Annotated in this window: 13 protein-coding genes; 9 read left to right on the top strand and 4 right to left on the bottom strand. The window is 73.0% G+C overall.

Annotated features, from left to right (window positions below; all coding sequences use genetic code 11):
• Nucleotides 1-118 precede the first annotated feature (118 nt).
• Nucleotides 119-1,450 (top strand): SWIM zinc finger family protein, encoded by a 1,332-nt coding sequence (locus ACIBG7_RS15795; protein ID WP_397336649.1) that lies wholly within the window; start codon nt 119-121, stop codon nt 1,448-1,450.
• Complete coding sequence (locus tag ACIBG7_RS15790) at nt 1,447-4,419, top strand: DUF6493 family protein (RefSeq protein WP_397336648.1); 2,973 nt, start codon at nt 1,447-1,449, stop codon at nt 4,417-4,419. The genes ACIBG7_RS15795 and ACIBG7_RS15790 overlap by 4 nt, the downstream gene beginning before the upstream one ends.
• Nucleotides 4,420-4,575: 156 nt before the next feature.
• Here the strand turns inward: ACIBG7_RS15790 and ACIBG7_RS15785 are convergent, their stop codons facing one another.
• Nucleotides 4,576-5,700 (bottom strand): DUF5925 domain-containing protein, encoded by a 1,125-nt coding sequence (locus ACIBG7_RS15785; protein WP_357933141.1) that lies wholly within the window; start codon nt 5,698-5,700, stop codon nt 4,576-4,578.
• Between the two features lie 77 nt (nt 5,701-5,777).
• Between ACIBG7_RS15785 and ACIBG7_RS15780 the strand changes: the two genes are divergently transcribed.
• Both ACIBG7_RS15780 and ACIBG7_RS15775 read left to right on the top strand, forming a co-directional pair.
• Nucleotides 5,778-6,947, top strand: coding sequence for an amidohydrolase (locus ACIBG7_RS15780; protein ID WP_397336647.1), 1,170 nt, complete (start codon nt 5,778-5,780; stop codon nt 6,945-6,947).
• A 193-nt stretch (nt 6,948-7,140) separates the two neighbouring features.
• Entirely contained in the window at nt 7,141-7,407 is a 267-nt protein-coding gene (locus ACIBG7_RS15775; protein ID WP_397336646.1) for a hypothetical protein, read from the top strand.
• A 16-nt stretch (nt 7,408-7,423) separates the two neighbouring features.
• Here the strand turns inward: ACIBG7_RS15775 and ACIBG7_RS15770 are convergent, their stop codons facing one another.
• Nucleotides 7,424-8,869, bottom strand: coding sequence for a protein kinase (locus ACIBG7_RS15770; RefSeq protein ID WP_397336645.1), 1,446 nt, complete (start codon nt 8,867-8,869; stop codon nt 7,424-7,426).
• A gap of 159 nt (nt 8,870-9,028) precedes the next feature.
• On the opposite strand from ACIBG7_RS15770, the gene ACIBG7_RS15765 reads away from it, so the two are divergent.
• Genes ACIBG7_RS15765 through scpA form a run of 5 tightly spaced genes read left to right on the top strand, consistent with a single transcriptional unit; the run spans nt 9,029 to nt 17,640 of the window.
• Nucleotides 9,029-10,894, top strand: coding sequence for a potassium transporter TrkA (locus ACIBG7_RS15765; RefSeq protein ID WP_357933132.1), 1,866 nt, complete (start codon nt 9,029-9,031; stop codon nt 10,892-10,894).
• Nucleotides 10,895-10,954: 60 nt separating this feature from the next.
• Entirely contained in the window at nt 10,955-11,887 is a 933-nt protein-coding gene (gene mtnA / locus ACIBG7_RS15760) for an S-methyl-5-thioribose-1-phosphate isomerase (RefSeq protein WP_357933129.1), read from the top strand.
• Nucleotides 11,888-11,942: 55 nt separating this feature from the next.
• On the top strand, nt 11,943-13,754 hold the full coding sequence (locus tag ACIBG7_RS15755; protein ID WP_397336644.1) for a peptidoglycan-binding protein: 1,812 nt from the start codon (nt 11,943-11,945) through the stop codon (nt 13,752-13,754).
• Nucleotides 13,755-13,798: 44 nt separating this feature from the next.
• Entirely contained in the window at nt 13,799-15,511 is a 1,713-nt protein-coding gene (locus ACIBG7_RS15750; RefSeq protein ID WP_397336643.1) for a methylmalonyl-CoA mutase family protein, read from the top strand.
• A complete protein-coding gene (gene scpA / locus ACIBG7_RS15745) occupies nt 15,508-17,640 on the top strand; it encodes a methylmalonyl-CoA mutase (RefSeq protein ID WP_397336642.1) in 2,133 nt (710 codons plus the stop codon). Before ACIBG7_RS15750 ends, scpA begins: the two co-directional genes overlap by 4 nt.
• Here scpA and ACIBG7_RS15740 read toward each other — a convergent pair.
• The gene (locus ACIBG7_RS15740; RefSeq protein ID WP_397336641.1) at nt 17,576-18,010 is read right to left on the bottom strand and encodes a hypothetical protein; all 435 of its coding nucleotides are present in this window, start codon (nt 18,008-18,010) and stop codon (nt 17,576-17,578) included. The genes scpA and ACIBG7_RS15740 overlap by 65 nt on opposite strands.
• Nucleotides 18,007-19,791, bottom strand: coding sequence for an alpha/beta hydrolase (locus ACIBG7_RS15735; RefSeq protein WP_397336640.1), 1,785 nt, complete (start codon nt 19,789-19,791; stop codon nt 18,007-18,009). Before ACIBG7_RS15735 ends, ACIBG7_RS15740 begins: the two co-directional genes overlap by 4 nt.
• Between the last annotated feature and the right edge of the window lie 24 nt (nt 19,792-19,815).

Here is a 19,815-nt window from a genome sequence, read left to right as displayed (position 1 = left end):
CAGATTCTGCTATCCGGGCAGGTCCCGGGGCATCGGACGGTTTACGTACTCCGGCCGGGGCGTGCCGGGCGATCCCCCGGGGAGGATTTTGTCGGAGCTGATCTCTACCGTCCCGGACATGACCAACGCGGTACAGGCGTATTCCTACGCCGGCCCCTCCACGCTCGACGGCAGCGGCCTCGGCCTGTCCACCTCCGGCGGCCGGGCGCTGTCCGGCCCCGCCGCCCACCCGCGCTTCTTCAGCGGCCTGATCACCCAGGCGGCTCCGGCGGCGGCCGCGATGCTCGGCCTGTCCGAGGTCGCGATGACCCGCTACCACCAGCCCCGCCCCGGCTGGACCCGCGACCCCGTCGTCACCTGCGACGGCGCCCGGCTGCGGCTGGAGTCCTTCTCCGCCTGCGGCGGCGTCTACGCCCGCCTCGACCTCGACGCCCTCGACGGCGAGGTGCTCGACCGCGGCACCACCAACGTCGACATCAACGGCCCGCTGCGCGAGGCCCTGGCGCGCGTCGGCGGACGCGACCCGCTCCACCTGGGCGTCGGCCCCGACGAGATGGCCGTCACCACCCTCGACGGCGCGGTCATCGAGAAGAAGGTGCCGCTGCCCGACCGCTGGCTGCGCGGCTTCGCCGAGGTGCAGGTGCTGGCCGCCGGCTTCGACCTGCGCGCCGAACTGGCCGGGCCGCACGCCGTGCGCTTCCTGCGCGGCCTGCCGCGCAAGGCCGGCGCCTCGCTCTGGCTCGCGCCCACCGGCCGCGACCTGCGCCCGGTCGGCCAGGGCGCGCGCGGCTCGGTCTGCCTGTCCGGCGTGGGCCGGCTCAAGACCCTCCACCCGCTGCTGCGCTTCGCCAAGACGCTGCGCGTGTACGGCCCGCCCGCGCCCCGCCCGGAGGAGGCCTCGGCCTGGGAGCTGGAACTTCCCGGCATGCGCTACACCCTGGTGCTGTCGCCCGAGGCGTGGCGCGGCTTCTCCGGCGAGGGCGCGGTCCTCGACGACCTGGCCACCGACGAGGCCGGCGCCGACGCCGACGTGCTCGGCATGCTCCTCAACTACGAGCCGGCCGTCGAGCTCGGCCTGCTCGCCGAACGCTCCGGCCTGGCGCTGCCCCGCGTGCGCGCCGCCCTCACCCAGCTCGGCACCTCCGGCCGCGTCGGCTACGACCTGCACGAGGCCGCCCACTTCCACCGCGAGCTGCCCTACGACCGCGACCGCGTGGCCGAGCTCAACCCCCGGCTGTCGGCCGCCCGCCGCCTCGTCGAGGCCGGCGCGGTACGGCTGTCGCCGGGGCAGGCCCGGGTCACCACCGACGGCGGCATCCGCGAGGTGGGCCTGGCCGACGGCTCCTGCACCTGCCCCTGGTGGTGGGACCACCGGGGCTCGCGCGGCCCCTGCAAGCACGTGCTCGCCGCCCGCATCGCCGCCCGCCAGACGGTGGAGGTGTCCCTGTGACCACCGCGCCCGAAGCGGCAACCGCGTGGGAGCGGGTGCGCGCGGCCATCGACGCCGGGGACCCCGGCCTGGTCGCCGACGTGGTGACGACCCTGGACGAGGCCGGCCGCAAGCAGGTCGCCGCCGAACTGCCCGGCTACCTCCCCGTCGCCCGGCAGGCGGCCAACGAGCGGCACCGCCTCGCGTGGGAGGCCAAGGAGAAGGCCGACGAGGAGGCGCGGCAGGCGTTCGTGGCCGCGCTGATCGCCCAGGGCTGGGGCGCGCACGAAGCCCACCACGCCTGGTGGACCTCCGACGAGCACTCGCGGCGCTACGACAGCGACCTCCCGCGCTCCGACGTCTGGGTCGAGCCGATGCGCGTGGCCGGCGCGGCCACCCTGGGCGGCGCCGCGGCGGTCGCCACCTGGCTCTTCCGCCGCGACTACAACCTCTGGCGGCCGCAGCCCGAGACCGGGCCGCTCCTGCGCGCCATCGCCGCCCGCCCCGCCGACTGGCAGGCCGACCTGGCCGGCCGCCTGGCCCTGCGGCTGCGCGGCACCCGCTGGAACGACGACTCCGCCCACCTCGCCCTCCAGCTCCTGCGCCGCACCGGCACCCCGCCGCCCGACCACGAGCCCCTGGTCGTCGCCTGGGTCAGCCAGGCCACCGAGAGCCGGCACGACGGGCAGGCCTGGACGACTCCGCTCGAGAGCGGCGCCCTCGCCGGCGACCCGCTGCTCGACGCCCTGCTGCCCGCCTTCTTCACCGCCGAAGGCGTCGGCCGCGCCGCCCGGGACAGCGCGACCGCCTGGGCGGCCGAGCTCCACCGGCTGGCCGGCACCGGCCGGCTCGACCGCGCCCTGCTCCTGGACGGCTGCCTGAGCCGCTTCCTGCGCGGCGGCACCGGCAACGACCTGCGGGTCTTCGCCCGGTTGCACGACCTGCTCGACCCGAGCCCCGAGGAGGTCGCCGCGCGGCGGCGCGACTACCTCGCCCTGCTGCCCGCCGCCCCCGGACCCGTCGCCGACCTCGCCCTCACCCGGCTGCGCGGCGTCGGGCTGCCCGACCCTGCCGACTTCGCCGAGGCGGTCGAAGGGCTGCTGTTCCGGGCCGAGGCCAAGCTGGTCAAGGCCGGGCTCGGCTGGCTCGACCAGACCGCCCGCGCGGCCGACGGCGACCTCGACCACCTCGCGCCCGCGCTGGGGTCCGCCTTCCTGTGCGAGTCGTACGAGGTGCGGTCACGGGCGGTACGGCTGGCCGTCCGGCACGCGGCCCGCTTCACGCCCCTGGGCGCCGACGCGGTGCGGTCGTCGGCCGAGGTCCTTCCGCCCGACCTGGCCGCTGAGATCGCCGGCGCCTTCGGCGAGGTGCAGGTGACCGCGCCGGAGGACGCCTTCGAGCCCGGCACCCTGCCCGCTGCCCCCGCCCCGGCCCCCGCCTTCCCGCCGCCCGCCGAACTGCCCCACCGTGGCGGGCTCGGCGGGATCGACCTGGAGCGGTGGCTCGACTGGTTCGTCCGCGAAGGCGCCCGGAGCGGTGGCAGCGGGCTGCCGGAACCCGAGCACGAGTACGACCGTCAGCGCTGGGCCGAGCTGTACGACCGGGAGGTGTGGGACCAGACGTCGGAGTGGGCCGAGGCCATGCTCCGCGAGGCCGCCACCCCCGGCCAGGAACCACCCCTCCCAGCCCCGGCCGCCCCTCCTCGCCCCGTCGGAGACCTCCGCCGCAGCTTCTTCGTCACCTCCACCGACCCCGCACCAGCCGACGACCCCGCCTCCGCCATCGAGGACGCCCTTGCTCCCCACGATGTTCCGGGCGTCCGCGCGGTCGTGGAGCTTGCCGGCGAATGGGGCGCGGAGGTGCGGCGCGGGCTGATGGAGGGGCTGGAGCAGATGACCGGCCGGCGGGAGCAGGAGCTGGAGCCGGCACGCGACCGGCTCCCGCGAGAGCGGAGCGTCTCCCGCCCCCACCTGATCATGCTCCGCCGGTGCGCCGAGATCCACGCCGCCCTCAAGGCCGGCACGCTCCCGCCGTACCTTCTGGCCACCCCGACCCGCACGGACGGTCACCTGGACGCGGCCGAGCTGGTGACCCGGCTGGAGGACTACGAACGCACCGGCGTGGACGCCCTCCCGCTGGACCTCCAGCAGGCCCTGCTCCGCCTGCCCCGCCAGGTCACCACCGAGGTGGCCGCCCGAGCCCGGGCCCTCACCTCGGACGCGGGCCGTACCCTGGCCGGCTGGCTGGACAAACGCCCCGAGCCGGTCGTCACCGTCGACTGGCAGATGGCGCACGGCTGGCCCCACCCGACCGCCCGGATCACCGCCCACTCCACCGGCCTGGACCTGGTGGACACGCTCCTGTCCGACCCGTCCACGTGGCGCGACCACTCCCACGGCCGGCACATGGAGTCCTGGCGCCTGGTGGCGCCCACCGAGCCCGACGTGATCGCCGCCTACCTCCTCCCTCACCTGGTCCACGTCTGGGAGCGGCCCTACGTCTTCCACACCCTCGTGGGTGAGCTGTTCGAGCTCGACGGCGTCCCCGGTGAGGTGACGGCGCTGATCGTGGCCTGGCTGCTGGCCGAACGCGCCATGTGGCGGGCGGCCGAACGGGGGACCGAACTGCTCCTCCAGGCCGCTGCCAGCGGCAAGTTCCCCGCGGCCGAGTGCGGCCGGCACCTCGCGCGGGTGCTGCGGGACAGCCCGCTCCGTCCCGTCGAGGCGCTGGCGACGCTGGAGGCCGCCGCCCGGCAGGGGGCGCACCGCGAGGTGTGGGAGCTGCTCACCGCCTTCTTGCCCGCCTACCTGCCCGGCGAGGGCGAACGCGTCCACTCCGGGCACACCCGCGTCCTGGAGTTCGCCGTCGAGGCAGCCGCCTGGGCCGGGGCCACCGGCTACCTCCCCGTGGTCGCCGCGGTAGCGGGCCGTAAGGGATCAAGCGGCTACATCCGAGCCGCCCGCCTCCTCCACACCCGCCTCACCACCTAACCACCCACCCACCTCCGCCCAGCCACCCCACCTCTACCTAGCCACCCTTCCGCCCCCTCCTTGCCTGCCCGGCTCTCCGGCTGTGGGCCACCTCCGGGTGGTCGGGAAGGGGCGCGGGCGGCTCGTGGGTGGGGGAGGCAGGAAGAGGTGGCTGGGTCAGAGGTAGAAGCCGGTGGGTTCGCGCCCGGCGGCGGGGGCGATCTCCTGGTCGCCGCGGGCGGCGTAGAGCTCGGCCAGGGTGCCGCCGGGGTGCGGGGCGCCCAGCCAGGTGGTGGCCTCCTCCCGGGAGAGCTCACCGACCTCGACCTGAGCCAGGCACCGCCCAGGCCGGACGACGGCAGGGTGCAGGCGCGTGAGGTCCTCGTTGGTGGTGATCGCCACAAGGACGTCACGCCCCTGCCCCAGCAGCCCGTCGGTGAGGTTGAGCAGCCGGGAGAGCCCCTGCCCGGCCGCCGACTTGGCCCCGGCGCCGATGAGCTCGTCGCAGTCCTCCAGGACGAGCAGCCGCCAGTGCTCCTCGTCGTGACCGACGGCCACCCGCATCAGGTACCCGGGGCTGGCGAACAGCCGCTCGGGGTCGAGCACGCAGTCGACCTGGCACCAGTCGCGCCACTCACGGGCGAGGGTGCGCAGCAGCGTGGTCTTGCCGGTGCCGGGCGGCCCGTGCAGCAGGAGCAGTCGCCCGGAGACGTTCTCGGGGCGGGCGGCCATCAGCCGGTCGAGCCGGGCACGGGCCTGGGCGGGGTAGTTGGCGGCGATGGCCGACCACGGCTCGGCGGTGATCGGCTTCTCGCGGCGGTGGCCGCCGCTGTCGTCGGCCCACCAGAAGCCCATCGTCACGTGCTCGGTCTTGGGCGGCGGCTCCTCGGCGTCGGTGACCGTCTCCCGCAGGATCGCGTTCGCCAGCTCGTCGGTCGTGGCGGTGACGCTCACGGTGGCGGCGCGGTTGGAGTACAGGATCACGCGCAGGGTCCAGCCGTCGCCGGCCAGGAGCCGCGACACGGTGCCCTTCTCGACGGTGGCGGTCCGGATCACCTCGCCCTCGGCCGGGCGCAGGGGCGCGTCGGGGCGGACCCGTTCGAGGTCGCGCTCGCGGTAGCAGGGCTGTGCGCCGGAGGCGAACGGGGACAGCGCCATGGCGTCGATCAGGTCGACCGCGGAGTCGCTGTCGTCGAGCGTGACCATCATCGGCAGGTCGCCCACCACACCAGGGTCGGCGGGCAGCGCGGAGGGGGCGGGGCGCGGGTGGTGAGGGAAGGCGGCCTCCCGGAGGGTGGACATGCCCGCCATGATCCTCGCCGCCCGGCCGCACGTCCAAAGGATTTTGCCGATTAGCGGTATACCACTAATCTCGACCCATGGCTGATCTGCTGCTGCGCAACGCCCGCCCGTGGGGCGCCGACACCACCACCGACCTGTACATCCGCGACGGCGTGGTGGCCCCTCCGGACGAGGCGCCCGAGGGCGTCGCCACCGAGGACCTCGGCGGCAAGCTCCTGCTGCCCGGCTTCGTCGACGCCCACGCGCACGTCGACAAGACCATGTGGGGCGGCCCCTGGCTCCCGCACACCTCCGGCCCCGGCCTGATGGGCAAGATCATGGGCGGTGTCGAGCGCCGCGCCGAAGCGGGTATCCCGAGCGCCGACTACATCACCGCGCTGCTCACCAACATGATCGTCAGCGGCACCACGCACGTCCGCTCGCATGTCGACATCGACCCCTACCAGGGCCTGGCCGCCGTCGCGGCGGTCCGCGAGGCGGTCGAGCGGCTCGACGGCCGCATCACCATGGAGACCGTCGCCTTCCCGCAGACCGGCCTGCTGATCTCGCCCGGCACCGCCGAGCTGATGGACCAGGGCCTGGCCGAAGGCGTCGACCTGGTCGGCGGCATCGACCCCGCCGGGCTGGAGAACGACCCCGTCCGCCACCTCGACACCGTCTTCGGCCTCGCCGAGAAGCACGGCGTGGGGGTCGACATCCACCTGCACGACCGGGGCGACATGGGCATCTGGCAGTACAAGCTCATCCTGGAGCGCACCCGGGCGCTCGGCCTGGGCGGCAAGGTCACCATCTCGCACGGCTACTGCCTGGGCGAGGCCGCGCCTGCCGTACAGGACCAGATCATCGCGCAGCTCGCCGAGACCGGCGTGGGACTGGCGACCGTCGCGCCGTCCATCTCGCTGCCGCTGGTCAAGCTGCGCGAGGCCGGGGTGCCGGTCGGCGCGGGCAACGACGGCGTGCGCGACCTGTGGAGCCCGTACGGCACCGGCGACATGCTGGAGCGCGCCCTCTTCCTGGCCCAGCGGGCCGGCTTCGTGCGGGACGAGGAGATCGAGATCGCCCTGGAGGCCGCGACGTACGGCGGAGCCCGCCTCACCGGCCGCTCCCACGGCTTCGCCCCCGGCGACACCGGCGACTTCGTCGCCGTCGACACCCGCAACGCCGCCGAGGCGGTCTGCGTGCGGCCGGTGCGCTCGCTCGTCATCAAGGGCGGCAGAATCGTGGCCCGCGAGGGCGAGCTCGTTTAATTCGCGTCAATGGCGCGAGAAAAGGGCATGCCGCAATTCCGGCCGTGAGAATTGATTCCGCAGTGACGGATGAGAATCGCCGCAGGTGATCGCGGAAGCCTGACTCAGGGTGATCGAACGCGAGCCGAATCTGCCTTGTGCCGCTCTCTCCCCCTTCCTAGCATCGTGAAGTCGACTAGAAGGGGAGAGCGTCTTGAAGAGATTCGCCGCCGCGATCGGCCTGGCCGCGATGAGCGTCATGGGGGTGGCCGTAGCCGCGACGCCCGCCGCGGCCAGTCCTGCTGACTGCAGGAACTATCTGCGTAGCGAAGGCTATGTGGTCGGCACCAAAGTGACGAGAGCCTGCAAGAGTTTCGCTCACGGCAATTCCATTGAGTACAATGCCGCTTTTCTTACGCTCCTGGAGCTGGGCGTGACGAAGCCCGACGCCACGCACGCGGCAAGGCTCGCCCGCCTGTAAACGAGAATGGGCGGGCTCACTTTCTCCGGAGGGTGCCCGTCTCTTCCACCATGTTCCAGCCCGGCGTGTCACGCCAGATATAGGTGACGGCGTCGCCCTTGAGTGTCAGCCAGACGGTGCCCGGGATGCACCCGCCCTTGATGTCGCCCAGGGCGAAGACGAGCGTGTCGCCCTCGATCGTGGTGAGGGTGAGGGTGCCCGAGCACTGCACGTCGGAGTCCCGCTCCGACCACTCGGCCGTGGGGGCACCGGCTTTCAGCTCTACGGTGTGAACCGCGCCGGCGGGGTCCAGCACGTTGGTCGAGGTGGTCTCGCCGCTCCAGGTTCCGGCGAAGCTCTTGGGGACGCGCGCCGTGGCCGCGCGGGCCTGCGTGGGTCTGGAGCGGGACGGCGTCGGAGTGGGCTGGTCCGCGGCCAGGCTCGGCACGCCCAGGCTCTCGTCGCCGGGGTTCTGCTCGGCGGTCGCCGGTGGGGTGCTCGCGCCGGTCGCCCCGGTCCCCCCGGGCTGCTTGGTGAACCACACGGCGCCGCCCACCGCCGCGAGGGCCACCACGACCGCTCCCGTCGCGTACACCAGGGCGCGCTTCTTCCGCGGACGGGCCGGGGGCCGCTGGTCGTCGCCGGCGGAAGGGCTCGGCCGGGTCACGGGAGGGCTGATCGGAGCGGCGGTGGCGTTCGGGTTGACGAGGGTGACCATGAGATCGTGGGCGGTCGGTCGTCCCGCCGGGTCCTTGGACAGGGCCGCTCCGATGATCCCCCGCAGCCGCACCGGCAGCGCCGACAGGTCCGGCTCGGCGTACAGCACGCGGTGCATCACCGCCGGCACCGTGTCCGCGCCGAACGGGCTGTGCCCGGTGGCCGCGCACACCACGGTCGCCGCCCACGCGAAGACGTCGGAGGCCGGCGAGGCGGGCGAGCCGGAGATCTGCTCGGGGGCGAGGTAGGCGGGCGTCCCGATGAGTCCCGAGGTCATGGTCGCCGCCCCCTCGGCCCGGGCGATGCCGAAGTCCACGACCCGCGGCCCGTCCGGGCCGAGCAGCACGTTGCCGGGCTTGAAGTCCCGGTGCACCACCCCGGCGGAGTGGATCGCCGCCAGCGCGGTGGCCGTGCCGATCGCCAGCCGCTCCAGTTCGCCGCCGCGCAGCGGGCCGCGCTCGTGCAGCCGCTGGGCCAGCGAGGGCCCGTCCACGAACTCGCTGACCACCCACGGCGTCGGCCCGTCCACCGAGGCGTCCAGGACGCGGGCCGTACAGAAGGAAGCGATGCTTTCCAGAGCCTGAAGTTCGCGCCCCAGCCGGGCCCGGGTCTCCCGGTCGCCACGGCTGAGCATCTTGACCGCGACGCGCTCGCCGGAGGCGTCGAAACCCAGGTAGACCACGCCCTGGCCGCCCTCGCCGAGCCGGCCCGCCAAGCGGTACGGTCCGAGCTGTTGCGGGTCGTCCGGTTCCAGGGGGAAAACCATGGGGACACGCTACACGCCGAAATTGTCGTGATCGTGGCCTATCGTCAGTCGCCGTGCCGGGCATCGGCACACCCCGGATCGCGCGAGTCGGTGACGAAGCCCTTCATTCGTCATTTACCGTATTTTCCGGCAATGTTCCGCCCAACGGGAGGTAACGGGGTGACCAGGGCGACGTTCCGCCAGCGCGCTCGGTATTGGTTCGACAACACCATGGCCAAGGGCACGGGAGCGCTGATCGGCTGGCTCGCGCTCGTGTCGGTGGCGCTGGTGCTGGTCATGGGCGGGCTGGTGATCTGGCTGACGCCGGGCGAACCGGCACCGGACATGAACGCGGGCGAGGTGTTCTGGCTGGCCTTCATCCACGCCCTGAACCCGAGCAAGCTCGCCAGCGACAAGGGCTCCTTCGGCTTCATGGCCATCATGCTCGGCGGTTCGCTGGGCGGCCTGTTCATCGTCAGCATCCTCATCGGCCTGCTGTCCAACGGCATGAAGGCCAAGGTCGACCGGCTGCGCCGCGGCCGCTCCACCATCGTCGAGCGCGGCCACACCGTCGTCCTCGGCTGGTCCGACCAGGTGGCCACCATCGTCAGCGAGCTGGTCAAGGCCCAGGCCAGCCAGCGCGGCTCGGTCATCGCCATCCTCGCCGACCGCGACAAGCCGACCATGGAGGAGGAACTGCGCGAACGGCTCGGCGACACCGGCAAGACCCGCATCGTCTGCCGCACCGGCCGGCCCACCGAGCCACGCGACCTCGCGCTCATGAACCTCGACGCCGCGCGCTCGATCGTCGTCCTGTCGCCCGAGGGCGAGGACCCCGACGCGCACGTCATGAAGATCCTGCTCGCCCTCGCCAAGCGCGCCGGGCAGCACCCGCCGGTGGTCGCCGCGCTCGCCTCCGGCCGCAACCTCGCCGCCGCCCGCCTGGCCGGCGGCCCCGCCGTCCACCTGGTGGACTCCGACGACACCGCCTCGCGGCTGATCGTGCAGTCCTCGCGCCAGTCCGGCATGTCGGTCGTCTGCATGGACCTGCTCAACTTCGACGACGGCGAGATCTACCTGCGCCGCGAGCCCGCCTTGACCGGCCGCACGTACGGCGAGGCCCTCCAGGCCTACCGCACCGCCACCGTCATGGGACTCAAGCGCGCCGCGGGCGTCGTGCTCAACCCGCCCTCCGACACCGTCATCGACGAGAGCGACCAGCTCATCCTGATCTGCCACGACGACTCGGTCATCCACCTGTCCGAGACCCGCCCGGCGGTCAACGAGGCGGCCATCACCAGCACCGAGCACCCGCGCCCCGAACCCGAGCGCACGCTCATCCTCAACTGGAACGGCCGCGCCGAGCAGATCATCCGCTACCTCGACGGCTACGTCGCCCCCGGCTCCCTCCTGGAGATCGCCACCGACCACCCCGACGCCGGCACCGGCGTCCCGCCCGTCGGCAACCTCACCGTCAACGTCAAGGACTGCGACACCACCGACCGCTTCGCCCTCGAAGCGCTCGGCATCGGCCTGTTCGACCACATCATCGTGCTCTCCGACGACCGCTACAGCGCCGACCACGCCGACACCCGCACCCTCATGACCCTGCTGCAGCTCAGGGACATGCAGAGCTCGTACGGCCAGCGGTACTCGATCGTCAGCGAGATGCACGACGAGAACAACCGCGCCCTGGCCGAGGTCACCGAAGCCGACGACATCGTCATCAGCGACACCGTCATCGGCCTGCTCCTGGCCCAGCTCGCCGAGAACCGGCACCTGGCCGACGTCTTCGCCTACCTCTTCGACTCGCGCGGCTCCGAGATCTACCCCCGCCCGGCCGGCGACTACGTCCAGCCCGGCGTCGAGGTGGACTTCGCCACCGTCGTGGAGTCGGCCCGGCGGCGCGGCGAGACCGCCATCGGCTACCGCCTGGCGGCCTACGTCAACAACCCGCCGCACTACGGCATCGTGCTCAACCCGGCCAAGGACAAGCGCCTGTCGCTCAGCCGCCGCGACTCGGTGATCGTCCTCGCCGAACGCTGACCCGCGCCCGGGACCCGCCCGGGGCGCGCCTGGCACGGCGGCTGAGCTACCGTGCCGGGTATGCGGACCATCGACTGGGTCGACGGCGCCATCGAGCTCGTCGACCAGACGCTGCTGCCCGGCCGCCTCACCGTCCTGCGGATCACCACCGTCGACGACCTCATCGACGCCATCCGCCGCCTCGCCGTGCGCGGCGCACCCGCCCTGGGCGTCGCCGGCGCCCTCGGCGTCGTCCTGGCGCGCGGCGACCACGACCAGATCGCCCGGCTGCGCGCCGCCCGCCCCACCGCTGTCAACCTCGCCTGGGGCGTCGACCGCGTCCTGGCCGACCCCGGCGACCCCCTGACCGCCGCGCTCCGCCTGCGCGACGAGGACATCGCCGCCTGCCACGCCATGGGCGAGCGCGGCGCCGACCTGCTCACCGCCGCCGCCGACCGGCCGCTGCGCGTCATGACCATCTGCAACACCGGCGGACTGGCCGCCGTCGAGCGCGGCACCGCCCTGGGCGTCGTCCAGACCCTGCACGAGCGCGGCCGGCTCGCCGAGGTGCTCGCCCTGGAGACCCGGCCGCTCCTGCAAGGGGCCAGGCTCACCGCCTGGGAGCTCGACCGGATGGGCGCGCCGTACCGGCTGATCGCCGACTCCGCCGGGCCGTACCTGCTGACCACGGGCGTGGACGCGGTCCTCATCGGCGCCGACCGCATCGCCGCCAACGGCGACACCGCCAACAAGATCGGCTCCTACTCGCTCGCCCTCGGCGCCCGCCGCGCCGGCGTCCCCTTCTACGTCGTCGCCCCCGAGAGCACCGTCGACCCCGCCACCCCCTCCGGCGCCGCCATCCGCATCGAGGACCGCGACCCCGCCGAACTCCTCTCCCTCCAGGGCGTACGGCTCGCGCCCGGGAGCGCCGCGGCCCTCAACCCCGCCTTCGACGTCACCCCGCACGACCTGATCACCGCAATCATCACCGAACAGCGCCTGATCAGGCCTTAGACCGATTCCGTCAAAACCCAGGCCCGGTGCGTGTGCATCTGACTACTCTCAGCACATGGCCATTGACCTGGTGTTAAGGGGAGAATGGGACGCCCGCCCCCCGTCGGGCGAGTACACCCAGCTCGACTCCACCCGCGGCGTGAAGGTGCACTACACCGGCGGCCACGTCGCCCCCGCCATCCTCCGCGACCACGACGGCTGCATAGCCCTGGTCCGCTCCATCCAGAACCACCACATGGACGCCAACGGCTGGATGGACGTCGGCTACTGCGTGGACGAGGAGACGGAGATCCTCACGCAGGACGGCTGGAAGAGCCACCGGACGCTGCGGGCCGGAGATCCGGTGCTCACCCTCGACCACGAGACCGGGGCGTCGCGGTGGCAGCCGGTGCTCGAAGTCTGCGTCTTCCCGGCGAAGCCGCGCGAGATGATCCTGATGGAGGGCGTCTGCCACTCCTCGCTCACCACGCCCCAGCACCGCTGGCCGGTCGAGCGGATGCGCCGGCGCTCCAGCGGGGGCCCGGTCCGTGATCTGGTCTCCTACGAGCGGCTCTGGGCGACGACCGAGACGCTCGGCTACTGGGACCGCATCCCGATCGCGGCGCCCTGCGCGGACCTGCCTCAGGAGCCGAAGTGGTCCGACGCCTTCGTGGAACTGGCCGCCTGGTTCTGGACCGAGGGCCACATCAGGCCGGTTCGCTCGGGCGAGCGCCAGTCGGGCGTCGTGATCTACCAGTCGCTGAAGAACGCGTCGAACGTGAGCCGGATCCGGGCCGCGCTCACCACGGTCTTCGGCGCGCCCGTCGACGCCTTCCCTCGCACCGGCGGCCGGACCGACGGGGTGCCCAGGTGGCGCGAGTCGATCAACCGCCACCTGGCCGAATTCCACCTGTCCGCCGACGCGGGACGGCGGCTGCTGGAGGTCGCCCCGGACCGGGTGCCCACCCACCCCTTCCTGCTCTCCCTGACGCGTGCCCAGTTGTCGCTGTTCATCGAGACCTCCCTGGCCGCCGACAACGCCGGTCAGGGGGCGCTCGCGCAGAAGAACCGGGCGGCGGCCGAGGCGTTCATGTTCGCCGTCGTGCTCGCCGGTCAGGCGGCGTCGCTGCGCCGCCGGCCACCCACCGCCTCGTGCAAGACCGACATGTGGCACGTCAACATGCGCACGCAGGCCTACTTCAATCCGAGGTCGGCGGCTCAGAAGGCTTCTACGTTCACGATCAGCCGCCAGATGTACGACGGCGAGATCTGGTGCCCGCGTACCGAGGACCAGTCGTGGCTGGCCAGACGCGACGGCACGGTCTACTTCACCGGGAACACCTATCTGGCCTGTCCGCACCGGATGGTCTTCGAGGGGCGGGGGCTGCATCATCTGCCGGCCGCGAACGGGGCCGGGTTGAACGCGGCGCACTACGCGGTGCTCGGGCTGGTGGGGAACTCGGGGCTGGTGCAGCCGCCGGACGGGGTGCTGCACGGGATCCGGGACGCGATCGAGTTCCTGCGCAGTCACGGGCACGCGGGCAACGAGATCAAGGGGCATCGGGACGGGTTCAACACCGACTGCCCGGGCGATGCGCTGTACGCGTGGGTGCGGCGCGGGGCGCCACGGCCGGGGACCGGCGGGGGAGAGGGGGCGCCGCCGTTCCCGGGGCGGCTGCTGAAGTTCCCGCCGGTGATGCGCGGGCAGGACGTGCGGACCTGGCAGGCGCAGATGCGCAGGCGAGGCTGGAACATCCAGGTGGACGGCCTGTTCGGGCCCGACTCGCGCGACGTCGCGCGCCGGTTCCAGCGCAACATGGGCATCGCCGACGACGGCGTCGTCGGGCCCGAGACGTGGCGGCTGGCGTGGGAGTCGCCGCTCCCGTGACCCCGGATTAATCTTCTGCTGGGAATCGGCCTACCATCCGAAGCATGGAACTGGCGTCGGACTTCCCTCCCTCGACGCGCGACGACTGGCGCGCGATGGCCCTGGCCGTGTTGCGCAAGTCCGGCGCGGACGTCGCCGATCCCGAGGCCCACCTGGCCGTCGCCACCTACGACGGGGTCGAGGTGGCCCCGCTGTACGACGCGGGCGACCTGGCCGGGGCGACCGGGCTGCGGCCGGGCGGGCGCGGCTGGGACGTCCGGCAGCGGCACGCCGTCCCGGACCCGGAAGCGGTCCTGGGCGACCTGGAGAACGGCGTCACCTCGCTCTGGCTGGCGCTCGCGCCGCAGGACCTGCCCGCGGTGCTCAAGGACGTCTACCTCGACCTCGCGCCGGTCGTCCTGGAGGCGGGGGAGCGCACCGGCGAGGCGGCCGAGGTCCTGTTCGGGCTGGCCGCCGAGCGCGGCGTGCGGCTGTCCGGCAACCTGGGCGCGTCCGGTACGGCAGGCGGCACCCCCGAGCTGGCCAGGCGCTGCCTCGACGAGCACCCCGGCCTGCGCGCGGTGGTCGTGGACGCCACGCCGTACCACGACCAGGGCGCCGGCGACGTGGAGGAGCTCGGCTGCTCCCTGGCGCTCGGCGTCGCGGCGCTGCGCGCGCTGACTGAGGGCGGGCTGAGCGTCCCCGAGGCGCTGGGGCAGCTCGAGTTCCGGTACGCCGCCACCGCCGAGCAGTTCGCGACCATCGCCAAGCTGCGCGCCGCGCGCCGGCTGTGGGCGCGGGTGGCGCAGGTGTGCGGCGGGCCGGGGGAGCAGCTCCAGCACGCGGTGACCTCCTCGGCCATGATGACGCGGCGCGACCCCTGGGTGAACATGCTGCGCACCACGCTGGCCTGCTTCGGCGCCGGGGTCGGCGGGGCCGACTCGGTGACCGTGCAGCCGTTCGACGCCGCCCTCGGGCTGCCGGACGGCTTCTCGCGGCGGATCGCGCGTAACACGCAGGTGCTCCTGCTGGAGGAGTCGTCGCTCGGCCGGGTGGCCGACGCGGCGGGCGGGTCCTGGTACGTGGAACGGCTCACGCACGAGCTGGCGGTTCGGGGGTGGGAGTGGTTCCAGGAGATCGAGCGCGAGGGCGGGATCGAGCGGGCGGAGCCCCTGGTCTCGGACCGCATCGCGGGCACCCGAGCGCGGCGCGACGCCGACGTGGCCCACCGCCGCCGCCCGATCACCGGCGTGAGCGAGTTCCCCGACCTCGCCGAGAAGCCCGTCCGGGCGGGATCCCTCGGCCTCTCGGCGGAGGACCCCGCCGGCCCGATCGCCACCGGCTCCGCGGGCGTGCTGAGGTACGCGAGGGAGTTCGAGGCGCTGCGTGACCTCGCCGACGCCCAGCCCGAGCGGCCCACGGTCTTCCTCGCCACCCTCGGCCCGGTCGCCGCGCACACCGCGCGCGCCGCCTTCGCCGCGAACCTGTTCGCCGCCGGCGGCATCGCCACCACGACCTCCGGCCCGCTGCTCGACCCCGCCGAGCTGGCCGCCGCCTTCACCGCCTCCGGCTGCGCCGTCGCCTGCCTGTGCGGCACCGACAAGCTGTACGGCGAGCACGCCGAAGCCGTCGCCAAGGCCCTGCGCGAGGCCGGCGCCCGGCGGGTCTGGCTGGCCGGCAAGGGCAGCTACGAGGGCGTCGACGCCACCCTCCACGCCGGGTGCGACGCCCTGGACGTGCTCCGTACCACCTTCGACGACCTGGGAGTGGCCCGATGATTCCCGACTTCTCCGGCATCTCCTTCAGCTCCGCGGAGACCGTCCCGGACGTCGCCGGCGAGCCCTGGGAGACGCCCGAGGGCATCGAGGTCAAGACCGTCTACACCGCCGGCGACCTCGACGGGCTGGACTTCCTGGCCACCTACCCGGGGGCTCCGCCGTACCTGCGGGGTCCCTATCCCACCATGTACGTCAACCAGCCCTGGACGGTCCGCCAGTACGCCGGCTTCTCCACCGCCGAGGAGTCGAACGCCTTCTACCGCCGCAACCTGGCCGCCGGGCAGAAGGGCCTGAGCGTCGCCTTCGACCTGGCCACGCACCGCGGCTACGACTCCGACCACCCGCGCGTCGCGGGCGACGTCGGCATGGCCGGGGTGGCGATCGACTCGATCTACGACATGCGCCAGCTCTTCGACGGCATCCCGCTCGACCGGATGAGCGTGTCGATGACCATGAACGGCGCGGTGCTGCCGATCCTGGCGTTGTACATCGTCGCGGCGGAGGAGCAGGGGGTGGCGCCGGAGCAGCTCGCGGGGACGATCCAGAACGACATCCTCAAGGAGTTCATGGTTCGCAATACCTACATCTATCCGCCCGCGCCCTCCATGCGCATCATCTCCGACATCTTCGCCTACACCAGTGCGAAGATGCCGAAGTTCAACTCCATCAGCATCTCCGGCTACCACATCCAGGAAGCCGGGGCGACCTGCGACCTCGAACTCGCCTACACCCTCGCCGACGGCGTCGAATACCTGCGCGCCGGTGTCGAGGCCGGGCTGGACGTCGACGCCTTCGCGCCGCGGCTGTCGTTCTTCTGGTGCGTCGGCATGAACTTCTTCATGGAAGTCGCCAAACTCCGCGCCGCCCGCCTGCTCTGGGCGAAACTCGTCGCCGGATTCGGGGCCAAGAACCCCAAGTCGCTGTCGCTGCGCACGCACTGCCAGACCTCCGGCTGGTCCCTCACCGCCCAGGACGTCTTCAACAACGTCGCCCGCACCTGCGTCGAGGCCATGGCCGCCACCCAGGGCCACACGCAGTCCCTGCACACCAACGCCCTCGACGAGGCGCTCGCGCTGCCCAGCGACTTCTCCGCCCGCATCGCCCGCAACACCCAGCTCGTCCTGCAGCAGGAGTCGGGCACCACGCGGCCGATCGACCCCTGGGGCGGCAGCTACTACGTCGAACGCCTCACCCACGACCTCGCCGAGAAGGCCTGGGCGCACATCCAGGAGGTCGAGCAGGCCGGCGGCATGGCCCGCGCGATCGACGCCGGGCTGCCCAAGCTCCGCATCGAGGAGGCCGCCGCCCGCACCCAGGCCCGTATCGACTCCGGCCGCCAGCCGGTCATCGGCGTCAACAAGTACCGCCCCGACGCCGACGAGCCCATCGAAGTCCTCAAGGTCGACAACAGCGCCGTCCGCGCCCAGCAGCTCGACAAGCTGCGCCGCCTGCGCGCCGAACGCGACCCCCAGGCGGTCGCCGACGCCCTCGACGCCCTCACCAAGGGCGCCGCCGGCGACGACAACCTCCTCGACCTCGCCATCCGCGCCGCCCGCGCCAAGGCCACCGTGGGAGAGATCTCCGATGCCTTGGAGAAGGTGTACGGCCGGCATGCCGGGCAGATCCGTACCATCTCCGGGGTGTACCGCGACGAGGCAGGACCGGTGGAGAACATCGAGCGCGTACGGCAGGCCTGCGCCGCCTTCGAGGAGGCCGAGGGACGCCGGCCGCGCATCCTCGTGGCCAAGATGGGACAGGACGGGCACGACCGCGGGCAGAAGGTGATCGCCACCGCCTTCGCCGACCTCGGCTTCGACGTCGACGTCGGGCCGCTCTTCCAGACGCCCGAGGAGGTCGCCCGGCAGGCGGTCGAGGCCGACGTCCACATCGTCGGCGTCTCCACCCTCGCCGCGGGCCACCTCACGCTTGTCCCTGCGCTGCGGGCGGCGCTGGCTGAGCTGGACGCTTCGGAGGTGATGGTGGTCGTCGGCGGGGTCATCCCGCCTGCGGACTTCCCGGCCCTTCGGGCTGCCGGGGCCTCGGCGATCTTTCCTCCAGGGACGGTTATCGCTGAGGCGGCGCTGGGGTTGCTGGAGGAGTTGCGGGGGCGGTTGGGGCATCGGGGGTGACGCAGGGGGAGGTGGCGGCGAGATAGAGGTCATCACCTTCGGCCCACCCCAGGGCGAGGATGAAGGAGTCGGGCTTCGACTCGCCGCTCACCCGTGGGTTGTCCTGCCCGCCGACCGCCGTAATGGGGTAACCGCTCTTTTCCCAGAATGCGCGGACTTGGCGGGAGATCGCCATGTTGGCGCTCTTGGGGATGTCCCGCAGCCAGTACTTGCGGTTGAGGACCACCCGATCCTCGTCGGAGAGGCAAAGGTTCGGCGGAACCGATGACGCGATGAGCTCCAGCCGAGGCCGCGGGGTCAGTGTCGCTGCCGTGTCACGAATCAACTGCTCAATTCGTCGTACCGCCTGGTCTTCGGTGTAAGTGTTCACTGCGCATCCGGTGAGGAGGACAACAAGGGCGAGGAGTCGGTACATCGGGGAGTCACCTGCTTGTCAGGAAGTACGATCTCGGGGGCAACTTGAGGCAGGAGAATCTGCGGACGTAGCTGCGCGATTCGATCGCACTGCCCGTTGATGATGTAACCGAGGTTGAACAGCGAGGCGGAGTCGGCGTCCCAATAACTGCTGTGCGAAGCCAGTGGGACCCCCGGCGCCACCGGAAAGCTCTGTGCCCCGAACTCCGGCCGCCCCGGATCCCGCCCGAAGCGCCCAAGCATCGCCACCGGATCCGTCCCAGCCTCCCCCACCCACACCTGCGACCCCCGCATCCCAAGCTCGGACACATGCGACACCCCCACCCCCGGGCTCCCCACGAACACCAACGTGTCCGCCAGCCGCCCGGGCCGGAGGACGGCGGCCTTGCCCGTGGTCAAGGAGCCGTAGCTGTGCCCCACCACCACGGACCGAGCCGTCCCGGAGGGCCGGTGCGAGGCGCGGAGCCCGTCCATGAACCCCGCCAAAGCCACCCCACCCAGGGCAGCGGCACGGTCCAGGGTGACGGACCGAGAGGCCTGGAAGATCCCGGGGTCGAGTTGCGGCGCGTCGTACCCCAGCCAGGTGATCGAGGCGACCGCCCGCCCCCCGGACGTGGTGGAGGACTGCTGCCAGAGGGCCCGCGACCGCTGCACCTCCCCGGCCGCCCCGTCCAGCGAGGAGCTGAGCCCGGACACGCTGGTGACGGTGATGTCGGCCGCGTCGGGGTCGCCCCATGACAGGACCAGCCGCCCCAGCCCGGTGAGGTCGAAGGCCAGGAGGTACTGGGGCGGATGCCCGGCCACCGGCCGCAACACCCGCTCGATGAGCTCGATCCGCCGGAGCCGGTCGTTCAGCGGCTCCCACCCGCCCAGCAGCCGCGGGTCCCGCGCCACCTCGGCCACCCCGGCGTCCCGTTCGCGCAGGAGGCGCGCTTTCTCGGCGGCCAGGTACTCCCGGTTGGCCCGGTCTCGGACCGCACAGGGCAGCCCGTCGAGCAGCCCGAAGCCGGGGAGCCCAGCAGCCCGGGAACGGGCGGGCAGGTCCAGGGTCTGCCACCACGCGCTGACCCGCCCGGCCTGGCCGGGATCGCGCCCGGCCAGCAACTGCCGCAGCGCCTCGGCGTCGCCTCCGGACAGCCGTCCCAGCAGAGCCTGGGTCCCGGCGGTGTCGGGGGCGAAGCCGCCGAACAGGCCGTACGCCACTCCGCTCCCGGACAGCGCCCCGCCGGGCGCCTGCTGCCGGATGCGGGACAGCCGCCGCCGCAGGTCGTCCGCCTGGACGTGGCACCACGCCGCCACCTGCCCGAGGCGGCTCCCGGGCCCGGGGTCCGCGCCCGCGCCGGACAGTTCGGCCGCCAGCCGGGTCCCGGCCGCCGCCAGCGCCTCGCCGCCGGTCCCGAGGGCGGTGATCAGCGAGGTCATCGCCTCCGGCTCGATGCCGCGATACGCGCCCGATGGCGGGTTGGCCACCGCCACGGACGTGCCGAGCCGCGGGACCACCGGGGCCGCTCCGCCGTGCCGTACCACCTGGGTGGCCAGCGCGGCCAGGGCCTCACTCAGCGCGGCCTGGAGGGCGGCCCGCCGCCCGGCCAGTTCCGCGCCGAACGCCGGAGCGCCGCCGCCCACCCACGCGTGCCCGTTCATGAGCCGGACGGCCGGATCCAGCCGGTCCCGGCACCCGGCGGCCAGCGCCGCACCCCGGTTGAACGCCGCGAGCGCGGCCGTATGCTCCGCCATGTCCGAGCCAGGATGGCACGGCCC

It is taken from the genome of Nonomuraea sp. NPDC050328, assembly GCF_044459405.1.
Taxonomy (GTDB): Bacteria; Actinomycetota; Actinomycetes; order Streptosporangiales; family Streptosporangiaceae; genus Nonomuraea.
Note: the sequence above shows the minus strand (reverse complement) of the source record. Positions and strands in the feature narration are given on the sequence as shown.